This window comes from Pedococcus sp. P5_B7 (assembly GCF_054049895.1).
In genome coordinates, this window is the sequence record NZ_JBFULM010000003.1 from 182,050 (window position 1) to 202,451 (window position 20,402).

The following is a 20,402-nucleotide window of genomic DNA, read 5'->3' on the forward strand; positions in this document are numbered from 1 at the left end:
CACGACGGGACACCGCGTCGGGGTGGATGATCAGTGGATGGACCCCCCGCGTCGGCTGGTGGGCCGCTCCGCCGAGCAGGCGCAGCTGCTCCGCATGCTCGACGGGGCCGCGGCCGGCGAGCCGCAGGCGACCCTGCTCCACGGTGAGCCCGGGATCGGCAAGACCGCCTTGGTCCGCGACCTGGTCGACGCGGCGCGAGCGCTGGGCTTCCATGTCCTCTTCGGCCAGTGCCTGCGGTTCGGGTCCGAGGTCACCACGAACGGGCCGATCACCAGGGCGATCGAGCGGTGGGCACGAGGCGTGGACTCCGCAGCCCTCGACCGAGTCCTTCCGGGCGCAGTCTCCAGCCACGACGCTCTGCACGCTCCCGGACAGGATTCTGAGAGCGGATCGCAGGGGAACCTGTTCCGTCTGGCTGGCGCCGTCGATCGTCTTGCGGATGACGCACCCACGCTGGTGGTGATGGACGACCTCCAGTGGGCTGACCCGACCTCCCTCGACGTCCTGTCCTTCGTGGTCGCAGGGCTGCACACGGGGCAGCACCTCGCCCTCGCGCTCACGTACCGGGACACCGAGCTGGGCGAAGGCCACCGATTGCACGGGTGGTTGGCCGACGTGCGCCGCGTCAGGGGGGTCAGCCGGCTCCCCCTCTCCCGCCTCACTGCGGGCGAGACGGAGCAACTCGTGCTCGGGCTGCCGGGCAGGCAGTCCGACGTCGCACTGGCTGAGCGAGTTTTCGCGCGCTCCGAGGGAAACCCCTACCTGGCCGAGCTTGTCGCCCAGGAGGTCGGCGACACCGTCGGCGGCGCGAGCCCGCTCGGCGAAGCGCTCCTCGCCTCGTGGCACAGGCTCGGGCCTGAGACCAGGGCGGTCACCCAGCTGGTGGCGGTCGCGGGTCGCCCAGTCGCGTTCCGGGTGCTGCAGGACCTCGTCATCCGCCGCGGCCTGGAGGTCGACGTGACGGCCGCGATCAGAGAGGCGGTCGACGAGGGCATCGTGATCATTCAAGACACCAGCGACGTGTGGCTCCGCCATCCCCTCCTCGGGGAGGTGATCCTCACGACGCTGCCCCCCTGGCAGCTCCCGGAGGTGCACCGCGCCTTCGCAGCATCCTGGGAGGTGGCCGAAGACGTCACCGACGCGGAGCGGGCCACCCATCTTGCCCTGCACCATGCCGCTGCACAGGACGCGGAACCGGCGTACCGGTGGGCCCTGCGCGCCGCGGACGAAGCGCTCCGTCTCCATGCGATCTCCGAGGAGGCGACGCACCTGACCAGTGCGGTCGACCTGCTCGCACCGGGGTCCACGGGCTCGGGCCCTCCCGCGTGCGAGCTGCTCACCAGAGCAGCGCGGTGCCTGCTCGCGGCTGGCCGCCCCGGCCGCGCACTGGAGTTCTTCGAACGTGCCCTGTCAGGCCTCGACCCGCACGACGAGCCCTTGGCAGCCTGCCGGGTGCTGATGGCTCTCAACTTCGCCAATGGTGTGAACGTGACCGGCAGCGCATCGGCGTCGGTCGCCGACTTCGAGCGGGCCGTTGCCCTGACCGACCCGTTCCCGGACTCCAGGGAACGAGTTCTGGCGCTGGCCCATCTGGCCTACTTCCAGGTCTTCGAGGGGGTCTCGGCCGCAGCCGAGCACGCTGCGGAGGCCGTTCGCCTCGCCGAGGAGCTGGGTGCCGATGACGCCCTCGCCTGGGCTCTGGTCGTCCGGGCGCAGACGAGGTGGGGCACTCGCGCCGGCGTCGTCGATGCCGAACGAGCGTGGACCCTTGCCAAGACGGTCGACGAGACCGAGCTGCTCATCCGGGTGTCGATCAACGTCTGCAACAGCTACGAGTCCATGGGACAGCTGACTGCGTCGGCTGCGCTATCGCGCGAGGTACATGCCCTGATGCGGGAGCGGGGCAGCGCCCAGGGCATCTCGTGCACGGGTGCCCGGGGAGCGCTGACCCTCGTCCAGCTCGGCGAGTGGGACGTTGCCCGGTCCGTCATTCGCGAGACGCTGGCGTTGCGGCTGAACACACGCTGGGGCGGCGCCGCCCGCTGCGGCGCTGCGGTGCTCAGCGCGCTGGAGGGCGACCTCGAGGCGGCCGAGACGCATCTGTCCCGGGCCAAGGAGCTGATGCCGGTCAGCGACCTGGGTGACGACCTGGTCCTGTCCGAGATGATCGTCGCCATCGAGGCGGGGCAGCCTCGACGCGCCCTCGAGCTGGTCGAGCTCTGGATGACCCGGGCCGTGGCCCTGGACCACTCCGCCGCCGACCAGCTTCTCCAGCTGGCGGCCCGGGCTGCGGCCGACCTCGCTGAGGGCGCCCCGGCCGCTTCAGACGAACCGAGGCGCTCGGCGATCATCTGGCTGGAGCGGATCGAGTCTCTGCGTGGCGACTCCCCCCGCTACCTGCCGTTGGGGCTCGACGACGCGGTGCACCCGGCTTGGGGGGCTCTCTACGTCGCCGACCGCGCCCGGTGCAGCAGGGAAGAGCCCACCATGGTGCCCCTCTGGCAGGCGGCCACCGAGGCCACTGAGCGCGCTGGCCTGCTGTTCGAGCACGCCAGGTCGCTGTACCACTTGGGCCGATCGCTCGTGGGGGAGCCGAAGGGCCGCGAGCGGGCGGCCGACGCACTGGGCCGGTCGGCACTCATCGCGCAGGCGCTGGGGGCGGCCCCGCTGGCGGCGCTCGTCGAACAGGTGGCCCTGCAGGCGCACCTCCCCCTGACTGCCTCCGGAGACGACCACTCCACGGCTGACCTCGTCAGCCGGTTGGCGGGCGTGGCCCTGACACCGCGCGAGGCCGAGGTCCTGGACCATCTCGTCGCCGGCGAGACGTACTCCCAGGTGGCGCGCCGCCTGTTCATCAGCGAGAAGACGGTGAGCACCCACGTCTCCAACCTGCTGCGGAAGACGGGCACGACCAGCCGTATCGAGCTGGCCGCCATCGCTGTCCGGGGCAAGACGACTCCCGATTCGGGATTCACCGGGGCATCATGAGCCCATGAGTCCGCGGATCGCGGTACGTCGTGGCCTCCGCCCTGGAACGCGAGATGCGCCGACTGATCGCTGAGCGCTACTTGAGGAGCCGGGACATTCGTCGGTCGGCCAGCGGCTTGCCGCCGGTCTGGCAGGTCGCGCAGTACTGCAACGACGAGTCGGCGAAGGACACCTCACGCACGGTGTCGCCGCAGACCGGGCAGGTCTCACCCGTGCGGCCGTGCACCCGCATGCCGGCCCGCTTGGCGTCCTTGAGCTCCTTGGCGGGCTTGCCGGACGCGGTCGCGACCGCGGAGGCGAGCGTGTCACGCAACGCGGCATACAGGCGGTCGGTGGCCTCGTCGTCGAGGCTGGACGCCATCGCGAACGGCGACATCTTCGCGACGTGCAGGATCTCGTCGGAGTAGGCGTTGCCGACGCCGGCGATGAACCCCTGGTCGCGCAGGAGTCCCTTGATCTGGGAGCGGCGCCCGGCGAGCAGCGCTCCGAACGCCTCCCGGGTGAACTCCTCGGCCAGCGGGTCGGGGCCGAGGAAGGCGATGCCGGGCACGTCCTGCGGGTCGCGCACGAGGTAGGCGGCCAGCCGCTTCTTGGTGCCGGCCTCGGTGAGGTCGAAGCCCGAGCTGTCGGAGAACCGGGTGCGCAGCGCGATCGGCGACTTGCCGGGCCGCAGCACCGTGTTGGGCACCGCATCGGACCAGCGCAGCCACCCGGCGCGGGCCAGGTGGAAGATCAGGTGGACGCCGTCACAGTCGAGGTCGACGAACTTGCCATGGCGCGAGACCCCGTCGACCGGGGCGCCGGTGAGGGCCTGCGGCGGGGGGTCGAAGGTCTTGAGCACCGAGAACGACCCGAGCTCGACGCCGGTCACGGCCAGCCCGACGGTGCGCTCGGCGAGGAAGTCGACGAGCGCCTGGACCTCGGGCAGCTCCGGCACCCGCCCAAGTCTGGCAGACCGCCCCGTCACGGAGCCGGAGTTCCGCCGCGGTGCGACGATGAGCCCATGACGAGAGCGGCAGCATGACGACGGAAGTGGCCCCGCGCGAGCTCCTCCGGCTCAAGTCGCCCGGTGGACGCCTCGCCCTGGCCACGACCGTGCTGGGCAGCGGCATCGCCCTGCTCGACGGCACCATCGTCAACGTCGCGCTCCCCACCATCGGACGCGACCTCGACGCCGACCTCGCCGGGCTCCAGTGGGTGGTCAACGCCTACGCCCTGACGCTGGCCGCGTTCATCCTGCTCGGCGGCTCGCTGGGTGACCGGTTCGGGCGACGGGCCATGTATGCCGTGGGCGTGGGCGGCTTCGGTATCGCCTCCGCGTTGTGCGCGCTGTCACCCACCGTGGAGGTGCTCGTCGCCGCCCGCGCCGTCCAGGGGCTGTGCGCTGCCCTGCTGGTGCCGGGCAGCCTGGCCATCCTCCAGGCGTCGTTCCACCGGGACGACCGGATGGCTGCCATCGGTGCGTGGACCGGTCTGCTGGGCGTGGCGTCGGCCTCCGGCCCGGTCGTCGGTGGATGGCTCGTCGAACACGACTGGAGGTGGGCCTTCTGGCTCAACGTGCCGCTCGCCGTGGTGGTGGTCGTGCTGGCCGTGAAGTTCGTGCCCGAGTCGCGGAACCCGTTGGCCAGCAAGCACATTGACCTGACCGGTATCGCCCTCGCGGTGGTCGGGCTGGCTGCGCTCACGTACGGTCTGACCGCCCTGTCGGACGGGGTCACAGCGCGGGCGGTGGTGGTCGGCGTGATCGGGGTGCTCGCCCTCGCCGGCTTCGCGTGGGCCGAGGTCCATGCCCGGGCGCCGATGGTCCCGCCCTCGCTCTTCGCCAACCGGGTCTTCACGACGATCAACCTGGTCACGCTGCTCGTCTACGCGGGGCTGTCGGCCGCGCTGCTATTCCTCGTGCTCTTCCTGCAGACGGTGGCGGGCTGGTCGGCACTCGAGGCCGGGGCGGCGACGCTGCCCCTGAGCATCATCATGCTGGTCCTCGCCCGCCGGTTCGGCACGATGGCTGCCCGGTCGGCCCCCCGGCCCTTCATGATCGGCGGAACCCTCGTCGCCGCAGCGGGATTCGCCCTCCTCGCGATGGCTCCTCGCGACCCTTCGTTCGTCCTCCACGTCCTGCCCGGCATCTCGCTCGTCGGGCTGGGGCTGTCGATGACGGTCGCACCGCTGACCGGCACGGTGCTGGCCGCAGCGCCCGACGAGCTCGCGGGCACGGCCAGCGGGGTCAACAACGCGGTGGCGCGGACGGCCGGCCTCCTGGCCGTCGCGGCCCTGCCGCCGCTGGTCGGGCTGGGTGGGGCCGACTACGCGTCGGCCGACGCGCTCGCGCCGTCCTACCGCCTCGCGATGATCGTGTGCGCCGGCCTGCTCGTCGGCGGCGCGGCGCTGACCGCCGTGGGCCTGCCCTCACGCGAGGACACGCCCTGCGCCGACTCCCCCCACCTGGACATCGCCGCCCGCTAGGCTCAGGCGTCGGGTGCGGTCGTCGCACCCAGGGCCACGCGCAGGAGGCGCACCAGCCCGTAGCCGTCGCCCGCGCGGCATACCGGCACTTCCTTCTCGTGTCGCCCGCGAGCCGGCGTGAACTCCTCCAACGACACCGGTATGCCGTGTGACAGCACCTGCTCGCTCGGCGTCAGCTCGCGGATCGCAATGGCCGCAACGGTGTCGGGGCGCTGCTCGACGAAGTCGCCATAGATCTTGGGGTCGTGCTGGCCGTCGTCGCCGACGAGGACCCAGCGGATGTGGGGGAACTCGTTGGCCAGCCGGTGCAGGCAGGCGCGCTTGTGGTCCTGACCGGACCGGAACCACCCGGTGTTCGTCGGGCCCCAGTCGGTGAGCAGCAGCGGGCCGGGCGGGTAGCCGTGGCGACGGAGGAAGCGGGTCAGGGTCGGCGCGGTGTTCCAGGCGCCGGTGGACACGTAGACCATCGGGGCGTTGGGGTGCTCGGCCAGCAGCTCGCGGTACATCGTCGCCATGCCGGGCACGACGTGGCGGGCGTTCTCGCTCTTCACGAAGGTGTTCCAGGCCGCGATCATCGGGCGCGGCAGCGAGGTCGAGATGACGGTGTCGTCGATGTCGCTGATCAGCCCGAAGGTCTCGTCGGACCCGACCACGAGCACCGTGGCCGTCGTGTCCTCGGCGTCGACCGCGGTCAGCCTGGCCTCGTGCCAGCCGGGCGGAAGGCCGTGGTCGCGCACCTTGGTGTCGATGTAACCGCTGCGGTCGGTGCGGGTGTGCACGGTCTTGGCGCCCAGGGTGATCGTCACCGGGACGTTCATGGCCGGGGCCGTGATGAAGGCCCGCCACCCACGGCGCTCGTCCTCGGCCGACCTCAGCTCGGCAGTCGAGGCGCCTGCGTCGGCGCGCTCACCTCCCTCGCTCCGATCGGAGCGGCGGGTGAGCAGGACCCGTCCGAGGACGCGCGCGAACTCCTCCGAGCCGTAGCCGGTGTGCGCGACGATGCGGGTCTGCCACCCGCGGCGGCGCAGCACCGAGTCGACCTGGCGGTGCCAGGCGTCCTCGACGATGGAGGCGGCGTGCGGTCGGGCCATGTCCAGACCCTACGGCCTCGTGAGCACCGTCCTGAACTGGTCCACCAACCGGTCCCCACTCGCCCCCGGACCGTCGAACTCGAAGATGTGCTCACCGCGACTCGCCAGCAGGACGGGGCCACCACCGAGGTCGAGGTCGTGGGCCAGCTCGAAGTCCTCCGACGCGAGCTGCCGCGCGCGCGGGCTGTGGGCGAAGATCTCGATCGCCGGTCCGTCCAGCCCCAGGTCGTTCGCGATCGAGCCGAGCACACCCGGCGCATCGAGGGGCTGGCCCCCGACGAAGTACTGGTGCTGCACCGCACCCAGCACGGTCGACACCGGGAGGTCGGCCGCAGCCAGCAACGCGATGAGGCAGGCCGCGGGTGACCCGGTGGCGAACCGACCGGACTGGACGACCTCGACGTCGACGAGCGAGCAGGCTGCGCTCAACACGGCGCTGACCGATGGGAGGTAGGCCCAGGACGCCGGGTCGTAGATGTCCATCACGTAGACCAGCAGCGTCGACGGGTCGGCCGTGGACGGGGGAGCGAACGCGGTCCCGCCGGGGCTCCGCAGGGCAGGGCGACGAGGCGCGTGGGCGCACCGCGCACCGAGACCGGGAGAGGTCCGACTGCCGCAGTCGGTGACGCCCGCGCGACAGCTGTGAGGGGTACTGCGCATCTCGCAACCTCCAGGGCACAAAAAAAGCAACCGAGTGGCCAAGTGGCCGACCCGGTTGCTTCAGGTGCTTCGGAGACTAGCTCAGATTGCCTCTGAACGGGAAGATCGAGCTTCGGCAACCAGCTGGGCAGCCAGCACGCGCAGCTTGAGGTTCTGCTCCTGCGACTGGCGGCGGAGCAGCTCGAAGGCCACCATCTCGTCGATCTGGTGCCGACCCATGAGCAGCCCCTTGGCCTGCTCGATGACGGCCCGGGACGCCATCGCCTGCTCCATCTGACCGGCCACCTCGCGTGCGCCGACCAGGTGGACCGCAGCGGCCAGGGCATCCGCAGCGCGCCGGGCTGCCATCCGCACGAGCTCGAGATCGGTGTGGTCAAAAGCGTTTCGCGCATAGCCGTAGAGGTTGAGCGCGCCGAAGCGACGACCACCCGACTCGAGCGGGAGCGCCAGCAGGGTCTGCACGTCACCCGGGTCGCAGCCCTGGATGAAGGCCGGCCAACGCTCCTCGCCACCGGCGAGGTCCACGAGGTTCTCCCGGCCGTTGCGGAAGGCGTCGAGGCACGGCCCGTCGCCCACGGCGTACTGCACCGCATCGATCTCGAGGGTCCCGGCCGTCGTGTAGGCGGCGGTGCGCGGACGGTCCTCCATGACGACGGTGACGCCCACGCAGTCACATCCGTCGATGTTGGCGTTGACCGCCTGCACGAGCCGCTCGAGGTACGGCGTGAGGTCGTCGAGCCCCTCGAGGTTGCCCGCGAGCGCGTCCATCAGGCGCTTGGCCGCCTCCAGGCCACGCTGGCCCGCGTCCTCGTGGAGGGCCTCCGCGCGACGCGCGTCCTCGTCGGTGGTGTCGATCGTCACCAAACCACCGTACCCGCAGGTCAGCGACCCAGCCGAGGGTTTGGCGCGACGGAGCTAGGGCCAGATCGAGGAGACCCACTCGGGGTGGTCGACGAACGGGTTGCGGTTGTGCTGCCAGGTGTCGTAGATGACCTGGTTTCGGCGCTTTTCGAAGGCGTCCGGTGGGTCACCCGCGCTCCACGCCTTGAGCACCGTGAGCTTCCCGATGTAGGGGGCGGTGCCGTTGGCGACCGAGTTGTTCGGCTCGAGGTTGGGCCAGCCGTCGTCGCCCTCGTAGCGGATCGCCATGTAGAGCACCATCCGCGCCACGTCGCCCTTGACGGCATCGCGCGGCTCGAACGAGTCGGCGTCGCGCCAGCAGTCGGAGCACTGGTTGACGGCCGAGCCGCCGTTGTCGAAGTCGAGGTTGCCGCGGTCGCTGTTGACCGTGACGTCCTCGGGGCGCAGGTGGTGGACGTCGGTGCCCGGGCCGTTCGCCGTGCCGAAGTCACCGTGGCTCTTGGCCCAGACGTGCTCGCGGTTCCACTGGTCGACCCCGCCACCGTTGTCGGACTTGGCGATCGAGCGACCCGAGTAGATCTCGATCACGTTGTTGCTGTTGGCCGGGTCCTGGTCGGTGTCCTTCAGCGCGTCCCAGACCTGGTCGTAGGTCAGCACCGTCTGGTTCTTGATGATCGAGTGCAGCGAGCTGCGCAGCGCCGAACCCGACTTGCCGAGGGCGCTGGCGTAGTAGGTGTCCGTCGGCGAGCTGGTCGTGGTCGTCGGCGGCGGGGTCGTCGTGGTCGGATCGGGGTCGGGGGTGCCACCGGTGATGGCGGTCGGCGACTTCTGGCCGGCGTGGGCGAAGTAGGCCGTCAGCTGGCCGGTGACCGTGACCTTCGTGCCGAGCTTCGACGGGTTCGTCTTCAGCCCCCACGCCGAGCGCCACTGGGTCGTCAGCTGCACGTAGAGCATCCGCGAGGTGCCCGTCTCGGAGGCGCTGTCCGCCAGCGCGATCGCCAGGTCACCGGTGAAGCCCGACCGGTTCACCGTGCTGGTGGCGACCGGCTCACCGACGATGTAGCCGGTGACCGCCTGGCTCGAGCCGTCCTGCGTGGCGATGGCCTGGGCCACCGTCAGGGGGGTGGCGGCGAGGGCGCTGCGCGCCGTGGTGGCCAGGAAGGCGACGAGCAGGAGCGCGGCAATGGCCGCCAGACGGGGACGCACCCGGATCGTGAGCTGCATGCAGGCACCGTGCCAGCCGCGCAGCATACAACGGGCGAACGGGCGGTATGCCCTCCGGCCGGGCTTGGCAAAGATCCGGTATGCCGCGCAGGCGGCTCGGCGGGCCCACGCGGTTAGATGGCGGGATGGTCGGCGTGCGCCTCCGAGAGGGGGACCCTTCGTGAGCGAGCAGCAGCCGGCGGCTGTCTTCCGCAAGGGCAGCCGCTCGGCCCCGGCCGGCTACTTCCAGTGGGAGGCCGCGGGTCTCGCGTGGCTGGCCGACGCGCCGGGTGGGGCAGCGGTCGTCAAGGTGCTCGACGTGGGCGACCAGCACCTCGACCTGGAGAAGCTGTCGTTCGCCAACCCCGACCCCGCGATGGCCGAGGCGTTCGGGGCGGCCCTCGCGAAGACGCACGACGCCGGCGCGCCCGCGTTCGGGAGCCCTCCACAGGGGTGGGAGGGCGACGGGTTCCTCGGCCCGGCAACGCAGCTGCTGCCGCTGGGGCTGACCCCCGACGAGTCGTGGGGCTCCTTCTACGCCGACCAACGGCTCCTGCCCATGCTGGCAGCGGCGGTGGACCGGGGCCTGTTCCACCGACACGACCGGGCCGTCTTCGAGCGAGTCGCCCGCCGGCTGCACGACGGCGAGTTCGACGACGGGTCCGCGCCGGCGCGGATCCACGGCGACCTCTGGTCGGGCAACATCGCGTGGACCCCGACCGGGGCGGTCCTCATCGACCCGGCCGCCCACGGTGGGCACCGCGAGACCGACCTGGCGATGCTCGCGCTGTTCGGCTGTCCGCACTGGGACTTCGTGGTCGGCGGCTACCTGGGCCAGCACCGCCTCGATGCCCAGTGGCACGAGCGCGTCGCGCTGCACCAGCTGCACCCCCTGCTGGTGCACGCGGTGCTCTTCGGGGCCGACTACCCGCACCGCGCCCTCGAGCTGGCGCGCCGCTACCGCTGAGCCGGCTCCGCGTCAGCGGGTCAGCGACCCCCGGATGAAGGCGGCCTGCCCGACGTGCTGCTGGTCGTCGTTGACGACGCTCACCAGCCGCACCCCGAGGGTCACCGGCGGGTCCCAGCGTTCGTCGACCACGCGGCCGAGGTCGTCGGGGGTCAGCGGTCGGACGAACTCCACGGTGACCGCGTGCACCGCCTCGAGGTAGGCGACGAGGTCGTCGGCCGCCAGGCCCCGCACCTGCGCGACCTGCTCGCTCGTGTGGCCGTAGCCGGTGTCGTCGGCGTCGAACGGCAGCCCGAACCGCTCGTGCCAGCCCTCGCCGGTCCAGACCTGCTCGCGGTCGGCCACCGCGGCGACGTGGTCGTCCTGCACCCGCGCGAGGTGCCAGACCAGCCACCCGATCGAGTTGGCCCGGTCGCTGGGGCGCTCGGCGAGCTGGTCGGGCGTCAGTCCGTCGACGGCGTCGCACGCGCCCTCCCGGATCCGGTCGAAGGCGTCGACGAGCAGCTCACCCAAGGTCATGTCCGGATCCTAGGCAGGTCAGGACCTGGGCGCGCCCCGTGGTGCCCGACCGGGCAGCAGGAGGGCGGAGTCGCCGAACTCGTGCCACAGGTAGCCGCCCCTGGTGGCCTCGTCGTAGGCCCGCTGGGTCAGCTCCCGCCCCGCCACGGCCTCCACGAGCAGGAGGTGCGAGGCCTGCGGGTCGTGCCAGCCGGTGACCAGCCCGGTCACCACGCGGGGCGGGTCGTCGCGGGAGACGACCCGCGTCGTCCAGCCCGCCCTGGGGACGACGACCGGCTCGTCGGGGGCCGACCGCTCCACCGCGGACTCGAGGGCTCGGGTGACGGTGGTGCCCACGGCCACCACCCGACCGCCCTCGGCGCGGGTCGCGTTGACCAACCGGGCCGCCAGACCCGAGACCTCGAACCACTCGGGCTGCGGCGCCTCGCCGGCCTCCTGGGACGACACCCCGGTGTGGAGCGTGACCGCAGCCACCCCGATGCCGTGCGAAACCAGGTCGCTCACCAGCTCGTGGCTGAACGGCCTTCCGGCACTGGGCATCTCGGCACTGCCGGGTCGGCTGGCGAAGACCGTCTGGTAGGCGGAGAGCGGGTAGCTCCGATCGAGGTAGCCGTAGGCGATCGGCCGTCCGTAGCGGACCAGGTGCTGCTCGATGGGTCGAGGGCCGCTGACCGCCGCCCTCCAGAGCCGGTTGCCGCGACCGGTCGGGGAGGAGTGCGGCCGGGGATACGGCGCCAGCAGGGTCAGTCGGCCACCGCCGGGCAGGTCGAGCTCCGCCCCGGCGGCGGCGTCGAGCACGGCGCGGGCGGCATCGGGGGCGGAGCGCAGCTCGACCACCCACGTGCCGTCGTCGAGCCTCGTCGCCGCGTGCACGACCACCGGACCGCGGCCCCGCAGGACGGCGTCGAACTCCGCCGCCAGGGTGGCGGAGTTGTTGATGACCACGAGGTCGCCGGGCGCGAGGTATGCCGCGAGGTCGCGGAAGCGCGCGTGCGCCACCCCTTCGTCGGTCGCCACCAAGAGGCGCACCTCGTCCCGGGCCACCCCGCGTTCCTCGGGCGGCGCCGGGGCCGTGGTGTCGCCCGGGCTGGCGAACTGCGTCAGCGGCGCGACGGACAGGCGGGTCACGCGGACACCGCCTCGGTCGACGGGTGGACCGGCTCGGGGGCGAGCTCGGAGGCCCGGTAACGGCCACTGGCCGGACGGGTGCGCAGCAACGCGCGCAGGGCAGGCACCACCGACTCCGGGAGCGGTCGGTCGCTGATGTCCTCGCCCGGGAAGGCCGCCTGGTGCATGGCCGTGCGCATGTCGCCGGGGTCCACCGCGTAGGCGGCGACCTCCGGGTTCTCCGCGCCCAGCGTGAGGACGACCTGGTCAAGGGCGGCCTTCGACGCGGCATACGCACCCCATCCCTCGTAGTGCTCGACGGCCGCGTCCGAGGAGATTCCGAGCAGCATCCCACCGGTGGCACGCAGGGCCGGCAGCACGAGCTGCGTGAGCGCGAGCGGTGCCACCACATTGGTCAGCCACACGCCGTCGAAGGCGTCGAGGTCGAGGTCCGCGAGCGCCGGCAGCGGGGTGGGGCCGAGCGTGCTGGCGTTGTGGACGAGCAGGTCGAGCCGACCGGTGGCCAGGGCCGCAGCCGCCAGCGCCTCGCGGTGGTCCGGGTCGGTCACGTCGCCCGCGACCGCCGTGACCCTGCCGTGCAGCGACCCGACCACGTGCGTGAGCCGATCGGCGTCGCGGGCGTCGACCACGACGTGCCAACCGTCGGCCGCGAGGTCGCGGGCCAGGGCCAGGCCCAGACCGGCCGAGCCGCCGGTGACGAGTGCGGTGTTCATGACAGGTGCCCTCCGTTGCGATCACGATGCGATCCAGCCATCCTTGAAGTTAAAGTCGACTTGAAGTCAACCCCCCCGACCGAAGGAGGCAGATCGTGGACACCACCGACGTGCTCACGGTGTCGGAGGTCGCGCACCGCAGCGGTTTCGCGGCCTCTGCACTGCGCTACTACGAGCGGGAGGGCCTCGTCGAGGCGTCCCGGACGGCCGGCGGCCAGCGGCGCTACCAGCGCAGCGTGCTGCGTCGGCTCGCCTTCATCCGGGCGGCGAGCAACGTCGGCCTCACCCTGGAGGAGATCCGCGCGGAGCTGGCCGGCCTGCCGTCCAACCGCACGCCCACCAAGGCCGACTGGCACCGGATCTCGGCGCACTGGCGGACCCGGCTGGACGAGCGAGTGGCCGCCCTGGAGGCGCTGCGGGACAAGCTGGACTCCTGCATCGGCTGCGGCTGCCTCTCACTCAAGCAGTGCGGCATCTCCAACCCCGCCGACCGCGCGGCCACCGGACCCGATGCGCCCGGCGCGGCCTACCTGCCACCCATGCTGCGCCGTCAGCAAGGCTGACCCGCATGCCTCTGGGGTTGCTCAGCTACAACATCCACAGCGGTGTCGGGCTCGACGGCCGACTCGACCTCGACCGGCTCGCCGACGTCATCGACGACAGCGGCGCCGACGTGGTGGCGCTCCAGGAGGTCGACCGCTTCCGCCGCGAGCAGAGCGGGTTCGAGGACCAGCCCGGCGTCCTCGCCCAGCGGCTCGGCATGCACCTCGCGTATGCCGCGAACCTCGACGGGGAGCCCGCTCACCCGGGCGCCCCGCGGGCGCAGTACGGCACGGCCCTGCTCAGCCGCCTGCCGCTCGAGTCGTCGACGAACACCCTGTTGCCGTGCTTCGAGGGCAGCGAGCAGCGCGGCCTGCTGGAGGCCACCGTGGTGGTCGAGGGAAGACCGCTCAGGGTGCTGGGCACCCATCTGCAGTGGGACAGCGAGACCGAGCGGACCCGACAGGCCGAGGCGATCGTGGCCACCCTCGACGCGCGCCCGACCGTGCTCCTCGGCGACCTGAACACGACACCCGGCTCACCGGCATACCAGTGCCTCGCGGCTCGGCTCGACGATGCCTGGACCCTCGTCGGGGAGGGCGAGGGGCACACCTTCGACGCCGAGCCGCCGCCGCGTCGCATCGACTACGTGTGGGTGGGCGGGGGAGTGGTGGCGGTCTCCGCACAGGTGCTGCCGTCGGTCGCCTCCGACCACAGCGCGCTGCGGGTGGAGGTCACGCTCCCCGGCTGAGCTCGGGCGCGGGGAGGCACCCCAAGTCAGTCCCAAGTGGCGCACAAGCAGGTGAGCCGACGCTGGTCCCGACCAGTTCACCTCCGCACCACTCGAAGGACCACCATGACCGCCCTGCTGCCCCGGCCCACTGCGCGCCGACACCGCTTCGATCGACTCAGCCTCTACCGCCTCGGCCACGGTGCCGCCGCCCACCCGTGGCGCACCCTCGGTGCCTGGGTGGTCCTCGCCCTCGTCGTCGTCGGCCTCGCGGCCACCATCGGCGGCACCCCGCAGGACGACTACAACGTCCCCGGCGCCCGCTCCCAGGTCGGCATCGACCAGCTGCGCGCCCACCTGCCCGGCGCCGGCAACACCGCCGCCCGCGTCGTCGTGCACGACCGCACCGGCGCACGACCGACCGACGCCTCCCTCGCGGAGCTGGCGACCCGGCTGCAGGCCATGCCCCACGTCGTCCAGGTCTTCCCGGCCGAGCGGTCGGCCGACGGCGACACCGCGGTCGTCAACGTCAGCTACGACGCCCCCGTCACCGACCCCGACCTGATGGGCAACCTCGACCCCATGGAGGCCGCCGTCGCCCCCCTGCGGGCCACCGGGGTCCAGGTCGAGCTGGGTGGCGAGCTGCCCGAGAGCGCGGCCGCCCCGATGGCGGGTCGTGGGGAGCTCATCGGCATCGTCGCCGCCCTCGTCATCCTCGTCTTCGCCTTCGGGTCCGTGGTCAGCGCCGGCCTGCCGATCGGCACCGCGTTGGTCGGGCTCGGCGTCGGCAGCGCGGGCATCACCCTGCTCGCCGCCGCCACCGACGTCAGCACCGCAGCCCCCATGGTCGCCACCATGGTCGGGCTCGGCGTCGGCATCGACTACGCGCTGCTGCTCGTCACCCGGCACGCCGAGTACCTCGCCCAGGGTTTCAGCGTCACCGAGTCGGCCGGTCGCGCCGCAGCCACCGCGGGTCGCTCGGTCGTCTTCGCGGCCAGCACCGTCCTGGTCTCCCTCATGGGGCTGCGCCTCGCGGGTCTGCCGGTCTACAGCTCGTTCGGCTTCTCGACCGGGATCGCGGTGCTGAGCGTGATGGCCGCCTCGCTGACCCTGGTGCCGGTGCTGTGCCGGTTCGCCGGTCGCCGGCTCCTGCCCCGCTCGGTGCGTCGGGCGGCCCGTCGCTCCGACACTGGCGACGTCGTCGCCAAGCCGGTCCGTATGCCGCTCACCGCCCGCTGGGCGGTCAAGGTCGCCAAGCGTCCGCTCCTGTGGGCGATGTCGGCCGCGATCGTGATGCTCACCCTGGCGGTGCCCGCGCTCGACATGCGCACCTGGCCGCAGGACCCGAGCAGCCAGTCCACCGAGCTCACCACCCGTCGTGCCTACGACCTCGTCAGTGCCGAGTTCGGCGCCGGCACCAACGGCCCCCTCACGGTGGTCGTCGACCGCACCAGGCTCGACGAGTCGGCCGTGACCGGCCTGGCTCGCGACCTCGAGGCCCGGGCCGACATCGTGGCCGTCACCCCGGCCGTCACGTCGCCCGACTCGGCCATCACCGTGTTCGACGCCATCCCGGCCTTCGGGCCGACCGACGAGCGCACCGCGGGCCTGGTCCGCGCCGTGCGGGCGCAGCTGCCCGCCGGAGCCGAGCTCACGGGTGGCACCGCGTTCTTCGCCGACATCGCCGAGATGCTGGCCGGGCGGCTGTGGATCGTCATCGCCTTCGTGGTGGCCGTCTCGGTGCTGCTGCTGGCGATGGTGTTCCGGTCGGTCGTGATCCCGGTCAAGGCCGCGGTCATGAACCTGCTGAGCATCGGCGCGGCCTACGGCGTCCTCACGGCTGTCTTCCAGTGGGGTTGGGCCACCGACCTACTCGGCCTCGACCACCCGCTGGCCGTGTCGAGCTGGGTGCCGATCCTGATGTTCGCCATCCTGTTCGGCCTGTCCATGGACTACGAGGTGTTCCTCCTGTCCCGCATCCGTGAGGACTGGGCGCGCACGGGCGACTCGCACGGCAGCGTCGTGCGGGGACTGTCGGCCACCGGCCGGGTGATCTCGAGCGCGGCGGCGATCATGGTCGCGGTCTTCCTGGGGTTCGCCAGCGAGGTCGACGTCGTGGTCGAGCAGCTCGGCGTCGGCATGGCCGTCGCGATCCTGCTCGACGCCACCGTCGTCCGCATGGTCCTGGTCCCGGCCACCATGTCGCTGCTCGGCGACTGGAACTGGTGGGTGCCGCGCTGGCTCGACCGCGTCCTCCCGCACGTCCGTGCCGAGGTCGAGGACGACGACGTCGAGCTCTGGGACGAGGAGCTGCAGGACGAGGAGCTCGAGCCCGTCACCACCCACTGAATCCGCGAACTCCCGACAACTCTCTGAAAACCATTGGCCTGAAAGGCGTTACACCATGACCACCACAGCCACACCGCTCTGGCCGGAGCAGCTCACCTTCCCCGGCCAGACCGCGGCCCACCCGGGCCCGGTCGACATGATGATGATGTACGTGATGCACCACGGCTTCCGCCGCGACCTGGCAGCGTTCGCGGCCGCGGCCATCGCCACCCCGACCGAGGCCCGCAGCACCTGGCGCGCCCTCGCCGCTCGGTGGGAGCTGTTCGCGGAGGTGCTCCACCACCACCACTCGGGCGAGGACGCCGGTCTCTGGCCGACCCTCCTCGAGCGCGCCGACGAGGCGGAGCGCCGGGTCCTCGAGGCGATGGAGGCCGAGCACGCCGAGATCGACCCGATCCTGACGGCGTGTGCCGCCGGGTTCGAACGCCTCGCGCAGCACGCCGACGAAGACGCCCGAGCGGCGCTGGCCGTGCGACTGTGCGCTGCGCGGGAGAGCCTGGGCCGCCATCTGCGGCACGAGGAGACCGAGGCCATCGCCATCATCCAGCGGGTGATGACGAACGAGGAGTGGGAGCAGGTCGAGGAGGAGCACTTCCGCAAGGACGTGGCCTTCGCGCAGGTCCTCGCGCTCGTGCCGTGGGCCGCCCACGACGTCCCGGGACCACTGCGCCGGCAGGTGTTCGCGAAGACCGGTCGGCCCAACCACATCCTGTGGCTGCTCACCCGACGCGGCTTCGAGCGGCGGGAGGCACTGGCCTTCCGCTACCTCGACTGAGCTCGACCGGAACGACTAGAACGAGAACGCCGCCCGCTGGTCGCGCAACCACTGCGCGGCCAGCGGGATCCGCCACTGGTCGCAGAGCTCGAGCGCCCGGTCGGCGTGCCTGCCGGCCAGCTCCCGCTCACCCACGGCTGCGGCCGCGAGCGCGAGGAACGCGTCCACCGGACCGATGGCGTTGCCCGACCCGGCCGAGCACGAGTGACCGGCGAACGGCGCCATGCGGTCGTAGGCCGCGGAGGCGAGCGGGTGGTCGTCCAGGGCGAGCGCGACCTCGGCAGCGGCACCCCAGTTGAGCATCGAGAACCAGTCGTCGTCGTCCACGCCGACGGGATGGGTCGCGGCATACGCCGTGGCCTGGTCCGCCTGCCCGGCCCGCAGCCAGTACACCAGCATCGTGGCGGTCACGGGCAGCACGCTGTGCTCGGCGAACTGCTCCAGGATCGGCGCCATCTCGACCGAGCGGCCCTGCCACAGCCGCAGCGACATCAGCGCCCCGGCGGTCGCGTCCTCGGTCTGGCCCAGCGCCATCTCCTGGTCGAGTCGCACGATGTCGGCCATCCGTTGCTCGCACTCGTCGAACCGCCCGGCCATCGCGAGCCACGGCAGCTCCAGGCTGTCGAGGACGATCAGGCCGTAGGGCAGTCGCAACCGCTTGGCCCAGTCGCGCGCCACGACGGCGTGCTCCCACATCTCCTCGACCAGGCCGAGCTCACCGGCCACGACCGCCCGCAACGTCGTGGTGACCACGTAGGCGCGCTCGTCGCCGAGGCGGTGGGCCAGCTCCATCCCCTCGCTCACCAGGTCACGACGCAGCTCCGCGGTCGAGCGCCGCCACAGCGCGACGTAGGCGAGCTGGCAGGCGTCGAGCAGGAGGGCCTCGTCGCCGATCCGCCGCGCGATCGCGATGCCCTCCTCCACCAGCGCGCTGCGTTCCTCGAAGGTGGAGCCGTAGTAGATCTCGAGCGCGAGCGCGAGCATCACCCGGCACCGCAACGCGCCGTCGGTGGTCGGCAGCCCCTGCAGCACCCGGCGCAGCGCACCGACCACGACCTCGTTGACCGACCCGTGCGGCCCGGACTGCCAGAGCGCCCCCACGGAGGTCGCGGTGGCGGCCCGGCCGAGGAGGACGACGTCACCGATCTCGTCGGCGACGGCGATGGCCTGCTCGGCGGTGCCGACCAGCCCCTCCCAGTCACCGGACCAGCGCTGGGCGTCCGCGAGGTCCATCAGCACGTCGTAGCGCTCGCCGAGGGTGGCGTCGGGGTCACCCGGCAGGGCGTCGAGGGCCGAGCGGAGCAGGTCCGCGGACTCCTCGTAGGCGTGCAACCGGCGGGCCACGGTCGCCGCCCGCACGCACGCCAGCCAGGCTCGGGCGGCGTGGGCGGGACCAGCGGACAGCCAGTGCCTGGCCACCTCGTTCTCGCGGCCGGCGATGCCCGACAGTGCCTCCGCGACGCGGGCGTGTGCCCTGGCCCTGCGGGTCGCAGGGATCGCCGCGTAGATGGTGTCGCGCACCAGGGCGTGACCGAAGAGGAACCGCTCGATGCCGTCGTCACGCACGAGACCCGCCTCGAGCGCGGGGTCGAGGTGGTCGAGCAGGTCGTCCTCGTCGATCCGCGACACCGCAGCGAGCGTGGCGAGGTCGAACTGCCGTCCGACCAGCGCAGCCCAGCGCAGGGTCGAGACCGCCTCTTCGGGGAGCCGTTGCAGGCGCCGCGCGAGGACGTCGTGCACCGCGGCCGGTGGGTGCGCCTCCGCGATCAGCCCCGACAGGTCGCCACCCTCGCGAGCCAGCCGGGCGTACTCGACGAGGAAGAAGGGGTTGCCGTCCGTGCGCTGCCGCAGGGCCCGGGCCTCACCGTCGGACGGCGTCGACTCGCTGACCGCCTCCACCACCCGCGAGGCGTCGTCGGCGCTGAGGCCCTGCAGGTCGAGGCGCACGGCGTGCCTGCGGGCGAAGGTCTCGACCGCGTCGAGCAGGGCGTCGGTGGGTTCGGGGTGGCTGCGCCAGGTGCCGAGCACCAGCAGCCGGCCCTGCTGGACGGTCTCGCCGAGCAGTCGCAGCACCCGCAACGACGCGACGTCGGCCCAGTGCAGGTCGTCGAGCAGCACCACGATGGTGCGCTCCGACGCCGCCTCGGCCACCGCTCCCGCGATCGCCTCCCAGGTCCGGAACCGGCCACCGCCGTCCTCGTCGCCCTCGGTCTCCTCGGGCAGGTCGCGCCCCAGCGCCCGCAGCACCTGCTGCCACGGCCACAGCGGCGGGGCTCCGTCGTCCTGCGAGCACCGGCCCAGCAGCACCGTGGCGCCGCGTTCGCCAGCCAGCTTGGCCAGCTCGCCGGCCAACCGGCTCTTCCCGATGCCCGGCTCCCCGACCAGCGCCGCCAGCGCGACCGACCCCGACTCGGCCTGCTCGAGGGCACCGACGAGGTCGGCCAGCTGGTCGTCCCGCCCGACGAGGGGCCACGGCGGCAGGGTCGGGACGAACGACTGGATGCGGGCCGTGGTCGTCGCGCGCACCGGCTCGGGGGCTGGAGCGGAGATCCCGGGCTGCCAGTCCAGCGTGGGGTCCTGGCGAAGCACGGCCGACTGGAGGTCGCGCAGCTCCTGACCCGGCTCCAGCCCGAGCTCGTCGGCCAGGACGTCGCGCACCTCGCGCAGCGCGTCGAGGGCCTCGGCCTGCCGGCCGGCCCGCGTCAGCGCCAGGGCCCGTAGCCCCCACAACCGCTCGCGCAACGGGTAGGCCGTGGTGAGCGACTCGAGCTCGCCGGCCACCGTGGCGTGCTGGCCCAGCTCGAGCGACGCGACCGCGCGGTCCTCCAGCGCGACGACGCGCAGCTCCTCCAGCCGAGCCCGCTCGGCGACCGCGGAGGGCGCGTCCTCCAGCTCGAGGTAGGGCGTGCCGCGCCAGAGCGACAGGGCCTCGTCCAGCTCGGCGATGACCGCCGTGAGCTCCTCGGTCGACAGGCCGCTGGGCTGGTGGAGCCCGGCCAGCTGGCCGATGCGTCGGTGCGCCCGGCTGACGGCTCGGTCGAAGCGCGCCGCGTCGAGTGCGTCGTCGGCGACGCGCAGGGCGTATCCCGGCGCGACCGTGACCAGCACGGTCGACGGCGCGCGGGCGGCCCGGTCCGGCTCGAGGGAGCGCCGCAACCCCGCGACGTAGGCCTGCAGGGTGCCGCTCACCCCGGGGGGCGCACCATCGGGCCAGAGCAGGTCGACGAGGGCGTCGACCGAGACCGGACGCCCGTGGTTCATGGCGAGGGCAGCCACCAGGGCACGTTGCTTGCGCGTGCCCAGGTCGACGGGGCCGTCGCCCAGGGACGCCTGCACGGCACCGAGGACACCCACTCTCACCCGCCCGAGGATACGGGCGCACCCGTGTCGCCATCTCATACAAAAGGCGAG

Annotated in this window: 16 protein-coding genes; 7 read left to right on the forward strand and 9 right to left on the reverse strand. The window is 72.5% G+C overall.

Translation table 11 applies throughout. The features are described 5' to 3' along the window. Positions 1 to 37: 37 nt before the first annotated feature. Positions 38 to 2,989, forward strand: a complete 2,952-nt coding sequence (locus tag ACXJKD_RS09960; RefSeq protein WP_457254365.1) for a helix-turn-helix transcriptional regulator — start codon at positions 38 to 40, stop codon at positions 2,987 to 2,989. Positions 2,990 to 3,065: 76 nt separating this feature from the next. Here ACXJKD_RS09960 and ACXJKD_RS09965 read toward each other — a convergent pair whose 3' ends face one another. Continuing rightward, on the reverse strand, positions 3,066 to 3,926 hold the full coding sequence (locus ACXJKD_RS09965; RefSeq protein WP_457254366.1) for an Fpg/Nei family DNA glycosylase: 861 nt from the start codon (positions 3,924 to 3,926) through the stop codon (positions 3,066 to 3,068). 83 nt (positions 3,927 to 4,009) lie between these two features. On the opposite strand from ACXJKD_RS09965, the gene ACXJKD_RS09970 reads away from it, so the two are divergent. Then, positions 4,010 to 5,455, forward strand: coding sequence for an MFS transporter (locus ACXJKD_RS09970; protein ID WP_457254367.1), 1,446 nt, complete (start codon positions 4,010 to 4,012; stop codon positions 5,453 to 5,455). A gap of 2 nt (positions 5,456 to 5,457) precedes the next feature. Here the strand turns inward: ACXJKD_RS09970 and ACXJKD_RS09975 are convergent, their stop codons facing one another. From ACXJKD_RS09975 to ACXJKD_RS09990, 4 genes are all read right to left on the reverse strand, one after another. After that, positions 5,458 to 6,546 (reverse strand): App1 family protein, encoded by a 1,089-nt coding sequence (locus ACXJKD_RS09975; RefSeq protein WP_457254368.1) that lies wholly within the window; start codon positions 6,544 to 6,546, stop codon positions 5,458 to 5,460. Between the two features lie 9 nt (positions 6,547 to 6,555). Continuing rightward, the gene (locus tag ACXJKD_RS09980; protein WP_457254369.1) at positions 6,556 to 7,206 is read right to left on the reverse strand and encodes a DsbA family protein; all 651 of its coding nucleotides are present in this window, start codon (positions 7,204 to 7,206) and stop codon (positions 6,556 to 6,558) included. A gap of 81 nt (positions 7,207 to 7,287) precedes the next feature. Continuing rightward, positions 7,288 to 8,067: a GAF and ANTAR domain-containing protein gene (locus tag ACXJKD_RS09985; RefSeq protein ID WP_457254370.1), complete on the reverse strand. Its 780-nt coding sequence runs from the start codon at positions 8,065 to 8,067 to the stop codon at positions 7,288 to 7,290. Between the two features lie 54 nt (positions 8,068 to 8,121). Further along, positions 8,122 to 9,291, reverse strand: a complete 1,170-nt coding sequence (locus ACXJKD_RS09990; protein ID WP_457254371.1) for an endonuclease — start codon at positions 9,289 to 9,291, stop codon at positions 8,122 to 8,124. Positions 9,292 to 9,451: 160 nt separating this feature from the next. On the opposite strand from ACXJKD_RS09990, the gene ACXJKD_RS09995 reads away from it, so the two are divergent. Continuing rightward, positions 9,452 to 10,237 carry a fructosamine kinase family protein gene (locus ACXJKD_RS09995; RefSeq protein ID WP_457254372.1) on the forward strand — a complete coding sequence of 262 codons (786 nt, stop codon included), beginning with the start codon at positions 9,452 to 9,454 and terminating at the stop codon, positions 10,235 to 10,237. Between the two features lie 12 nt (positions 10,238 to 10,249). Here the strand turns inward: ACXJKD_RS09995 and ACXJKD_RS10000 are convergent, their stop codons facing one another. From ACXJKD_RS10000 to ACXJKD_RS10010, 3 genes are read right to left on the reverse strand one after another with little or no spacing between them, the layout of a single operon-like run. After that, complete coding sequence (locus ACXJKD_RS10000; protein WP_457254373.1) at positions 10,250 to 10,756, reverse strand: mycothiol transferase; 507 nt, start codon at positions 10,754 to 10,756, stop codon at positions 10,250 to 10,252. An 18-nt stretch (positions 10,757 to 10,774) separates the two neighbouring features. Continuing rightward, entirely contained in the window at positions 10,775 to 11,884 is a 1,110-nt protein-coding gene (locus ACXJKD_RS10005) for an S-adenosylmethionine:tRNA ribosyltransferase-isomerase (protein WP_457254374.1), read from the reverse strand. Next, a complete protein-coding gene (locus ACXJKD_RS10010) occupies positions 11,881 to 12,597 on the reverse strand; it encodes an SDR family NAD(P)-dependent oxidoreductase (protein WP_457254375.1) in 717 nt (238 codons plus the stop codon). Before ACXJKD_RS10010 ends, ACXJKD_RS10005 begins: the two co-directional genes overlap by 4 nt. 95 nt (positions 12,598 to 12,692) lie before the next feature. On the opposite strand from ACXJKD_RS10010, the gene soxR reads away from it, so the two are divergent. The 4 genes from soxR to ACXJKD_RS10030 all read left to right on the forward strand — a co-directional run bounded on the left by soxR (position 12,693) and on the right by ACXJKD_RS10030 (position 16,991). Continuing rightward, positions 12,693 to 13,160: a redox-sensitive transcriptional activator SoxR gene (soxR, locus tag ACXJKD_RS10015; RefSeq protein ID WP_457254376.1), complete on the forward strand. Its 468-nt coding sequence runs from the start codon at positions 12,693 to 12,695 to the stop codon at positions 13,158 to 13,160. 5 nt (positions 13,161 to 13,165) lie between these two features. Further along, the gene (locus tag ACXJKD_RS10020; RefSeq protein ID WP_457254377.1) at positions 13,166 to 13,888 is read left to right on the forward strand and encodes an endonuclease/exonuclease/phosphatase family protein; all 723 of its coding nucleotides are present in this window, start codon (positions 13,166 to 13,168) and stop codon (positions 13,886 to 13,888) included. Positions 13,889 to 13,993: 105 nt separating this feature from the next. Continuing rightward, positions 13,994 to 16,216 carry an MMPL family transporter gene (locus ACXJKD_RS10025; protein ID WP_457254378.1) on the forward strand — a complete coding sequence of 741 codons (2,223 nt, stop codon included), beginning with the start codon at positions 13,994 to 13,996 and terminating at the stop codon, positions 16,214 to 16,216. A gap of 55 nt (positions 16,217 to 16,271) precedes the next feature. Further along, positions 16,272 to 16,991: a hemerythrin domain-containing protein gene (locus ACXJKD_RS10030; RefSeq protein WP_457254379.1), complete on the forward strand. Its 720-nt coding sequence runs from the start codon at positions 16,272 to 16,274 to the stop codon at positions 16,989 to 16,991. A gap of 15 nt (positions 16,992 to 17,006) precedes the next feature. Here the strand turns inward: ACXJKD_RS10030 and ACXJKD_RS10035 are convergent, their stop codons facing one another. Beyond that, positions 17,007 to 20,351, reverse strand: a complete 3,345-nt coding sequence (locus ACXJKD_RS10035) for a BTAD domain-containing putative transcriptional regulator (protein ID WP_457254380.1) — start codon at positions 20,349 to 20,351, stop codon at positions 17,007 to 17,009. Positions 20,352 to 20,402: the final 51 nt, after the last annotated feature.

Excerpts from the sequence above, each read along its gene's own strand:
- ACXJKD_RS10010 (WP_457254375.1), bottom strand. The coding sequence starts at position 12,597 with ATGAACACCGCACTCGTCACCGGCGGCTCGGCCGGTCTGGGCCTGGCC.
- ACXJKD_RS10020 (WP_457254377.1), top strand. The coding sequence starts at position 13,166 with ATGCCTCTGGGGTTGCTCAGCTACAACATCCACAGCGGTGTCGGGCTC.
- ACXJKD_RS09975 (WP_457254368.1), bottom strand. The coding sequence starts at position 6,546 with ATGGCCCGACCGCACGCCGCCTCCATCGTCGAGGACGCCTGGCACCGC.
- ACXJKD_RS10030 (WP_457254379.1), top strand. The coding sequence starts at position 16,272 with ATGACCACCACAGCCACACCGCTCTGGCCGGAGCAGCTCACCTTCCCC.
- ACXJKD_RS10000 (WP_457254373.1), bottom strand. The coding sequence starts at position 10,756 with ATGACCTTGGGTGAGCTGCTCGTCGACGCCTTCGACCGGATCCGGGAG.
- ACXJKD_RS09960 (WP_457254365.1), top strand. The coding sequence starts at position 38 with ATGGACCCCCCGCGTCGGCTGGTGGGCCGCTCCGCCGAGCAGGCGCAG.
- ACXJKD_RS10025 (WP_457254378.1), top strand. The coding sequence starts at position 13,994 with ATGACCGCCCTGCTGCCCCGGCCCACTGCGCGCCGACACCGCTTCGAT.
- ACXJKD_RS09970 (WP_457254367.1), top strand. The coding sequence starts at position 4,010 with ATGACGACGGAAGTGGCCCCGCGCGAGCTCCTCCGGCTCAAGTCGCCC.
- ACXJKD_RS09980 (WP_457254369.1), bottom strand. The coding sequence starts at position 7,206 with ATGCGCAGTACCCCTCACAGCTGTCGCGCGGGCGTCACCGACTGCGGC.
- ACXJKD_RS09990 (WP_457254371.1), bottom strand. The coding sequence starts at position 9,291 with ATGCAGCTCACGATCCGGGTGCGTCCCCGTCTGGCGGCCATTGCCGCG.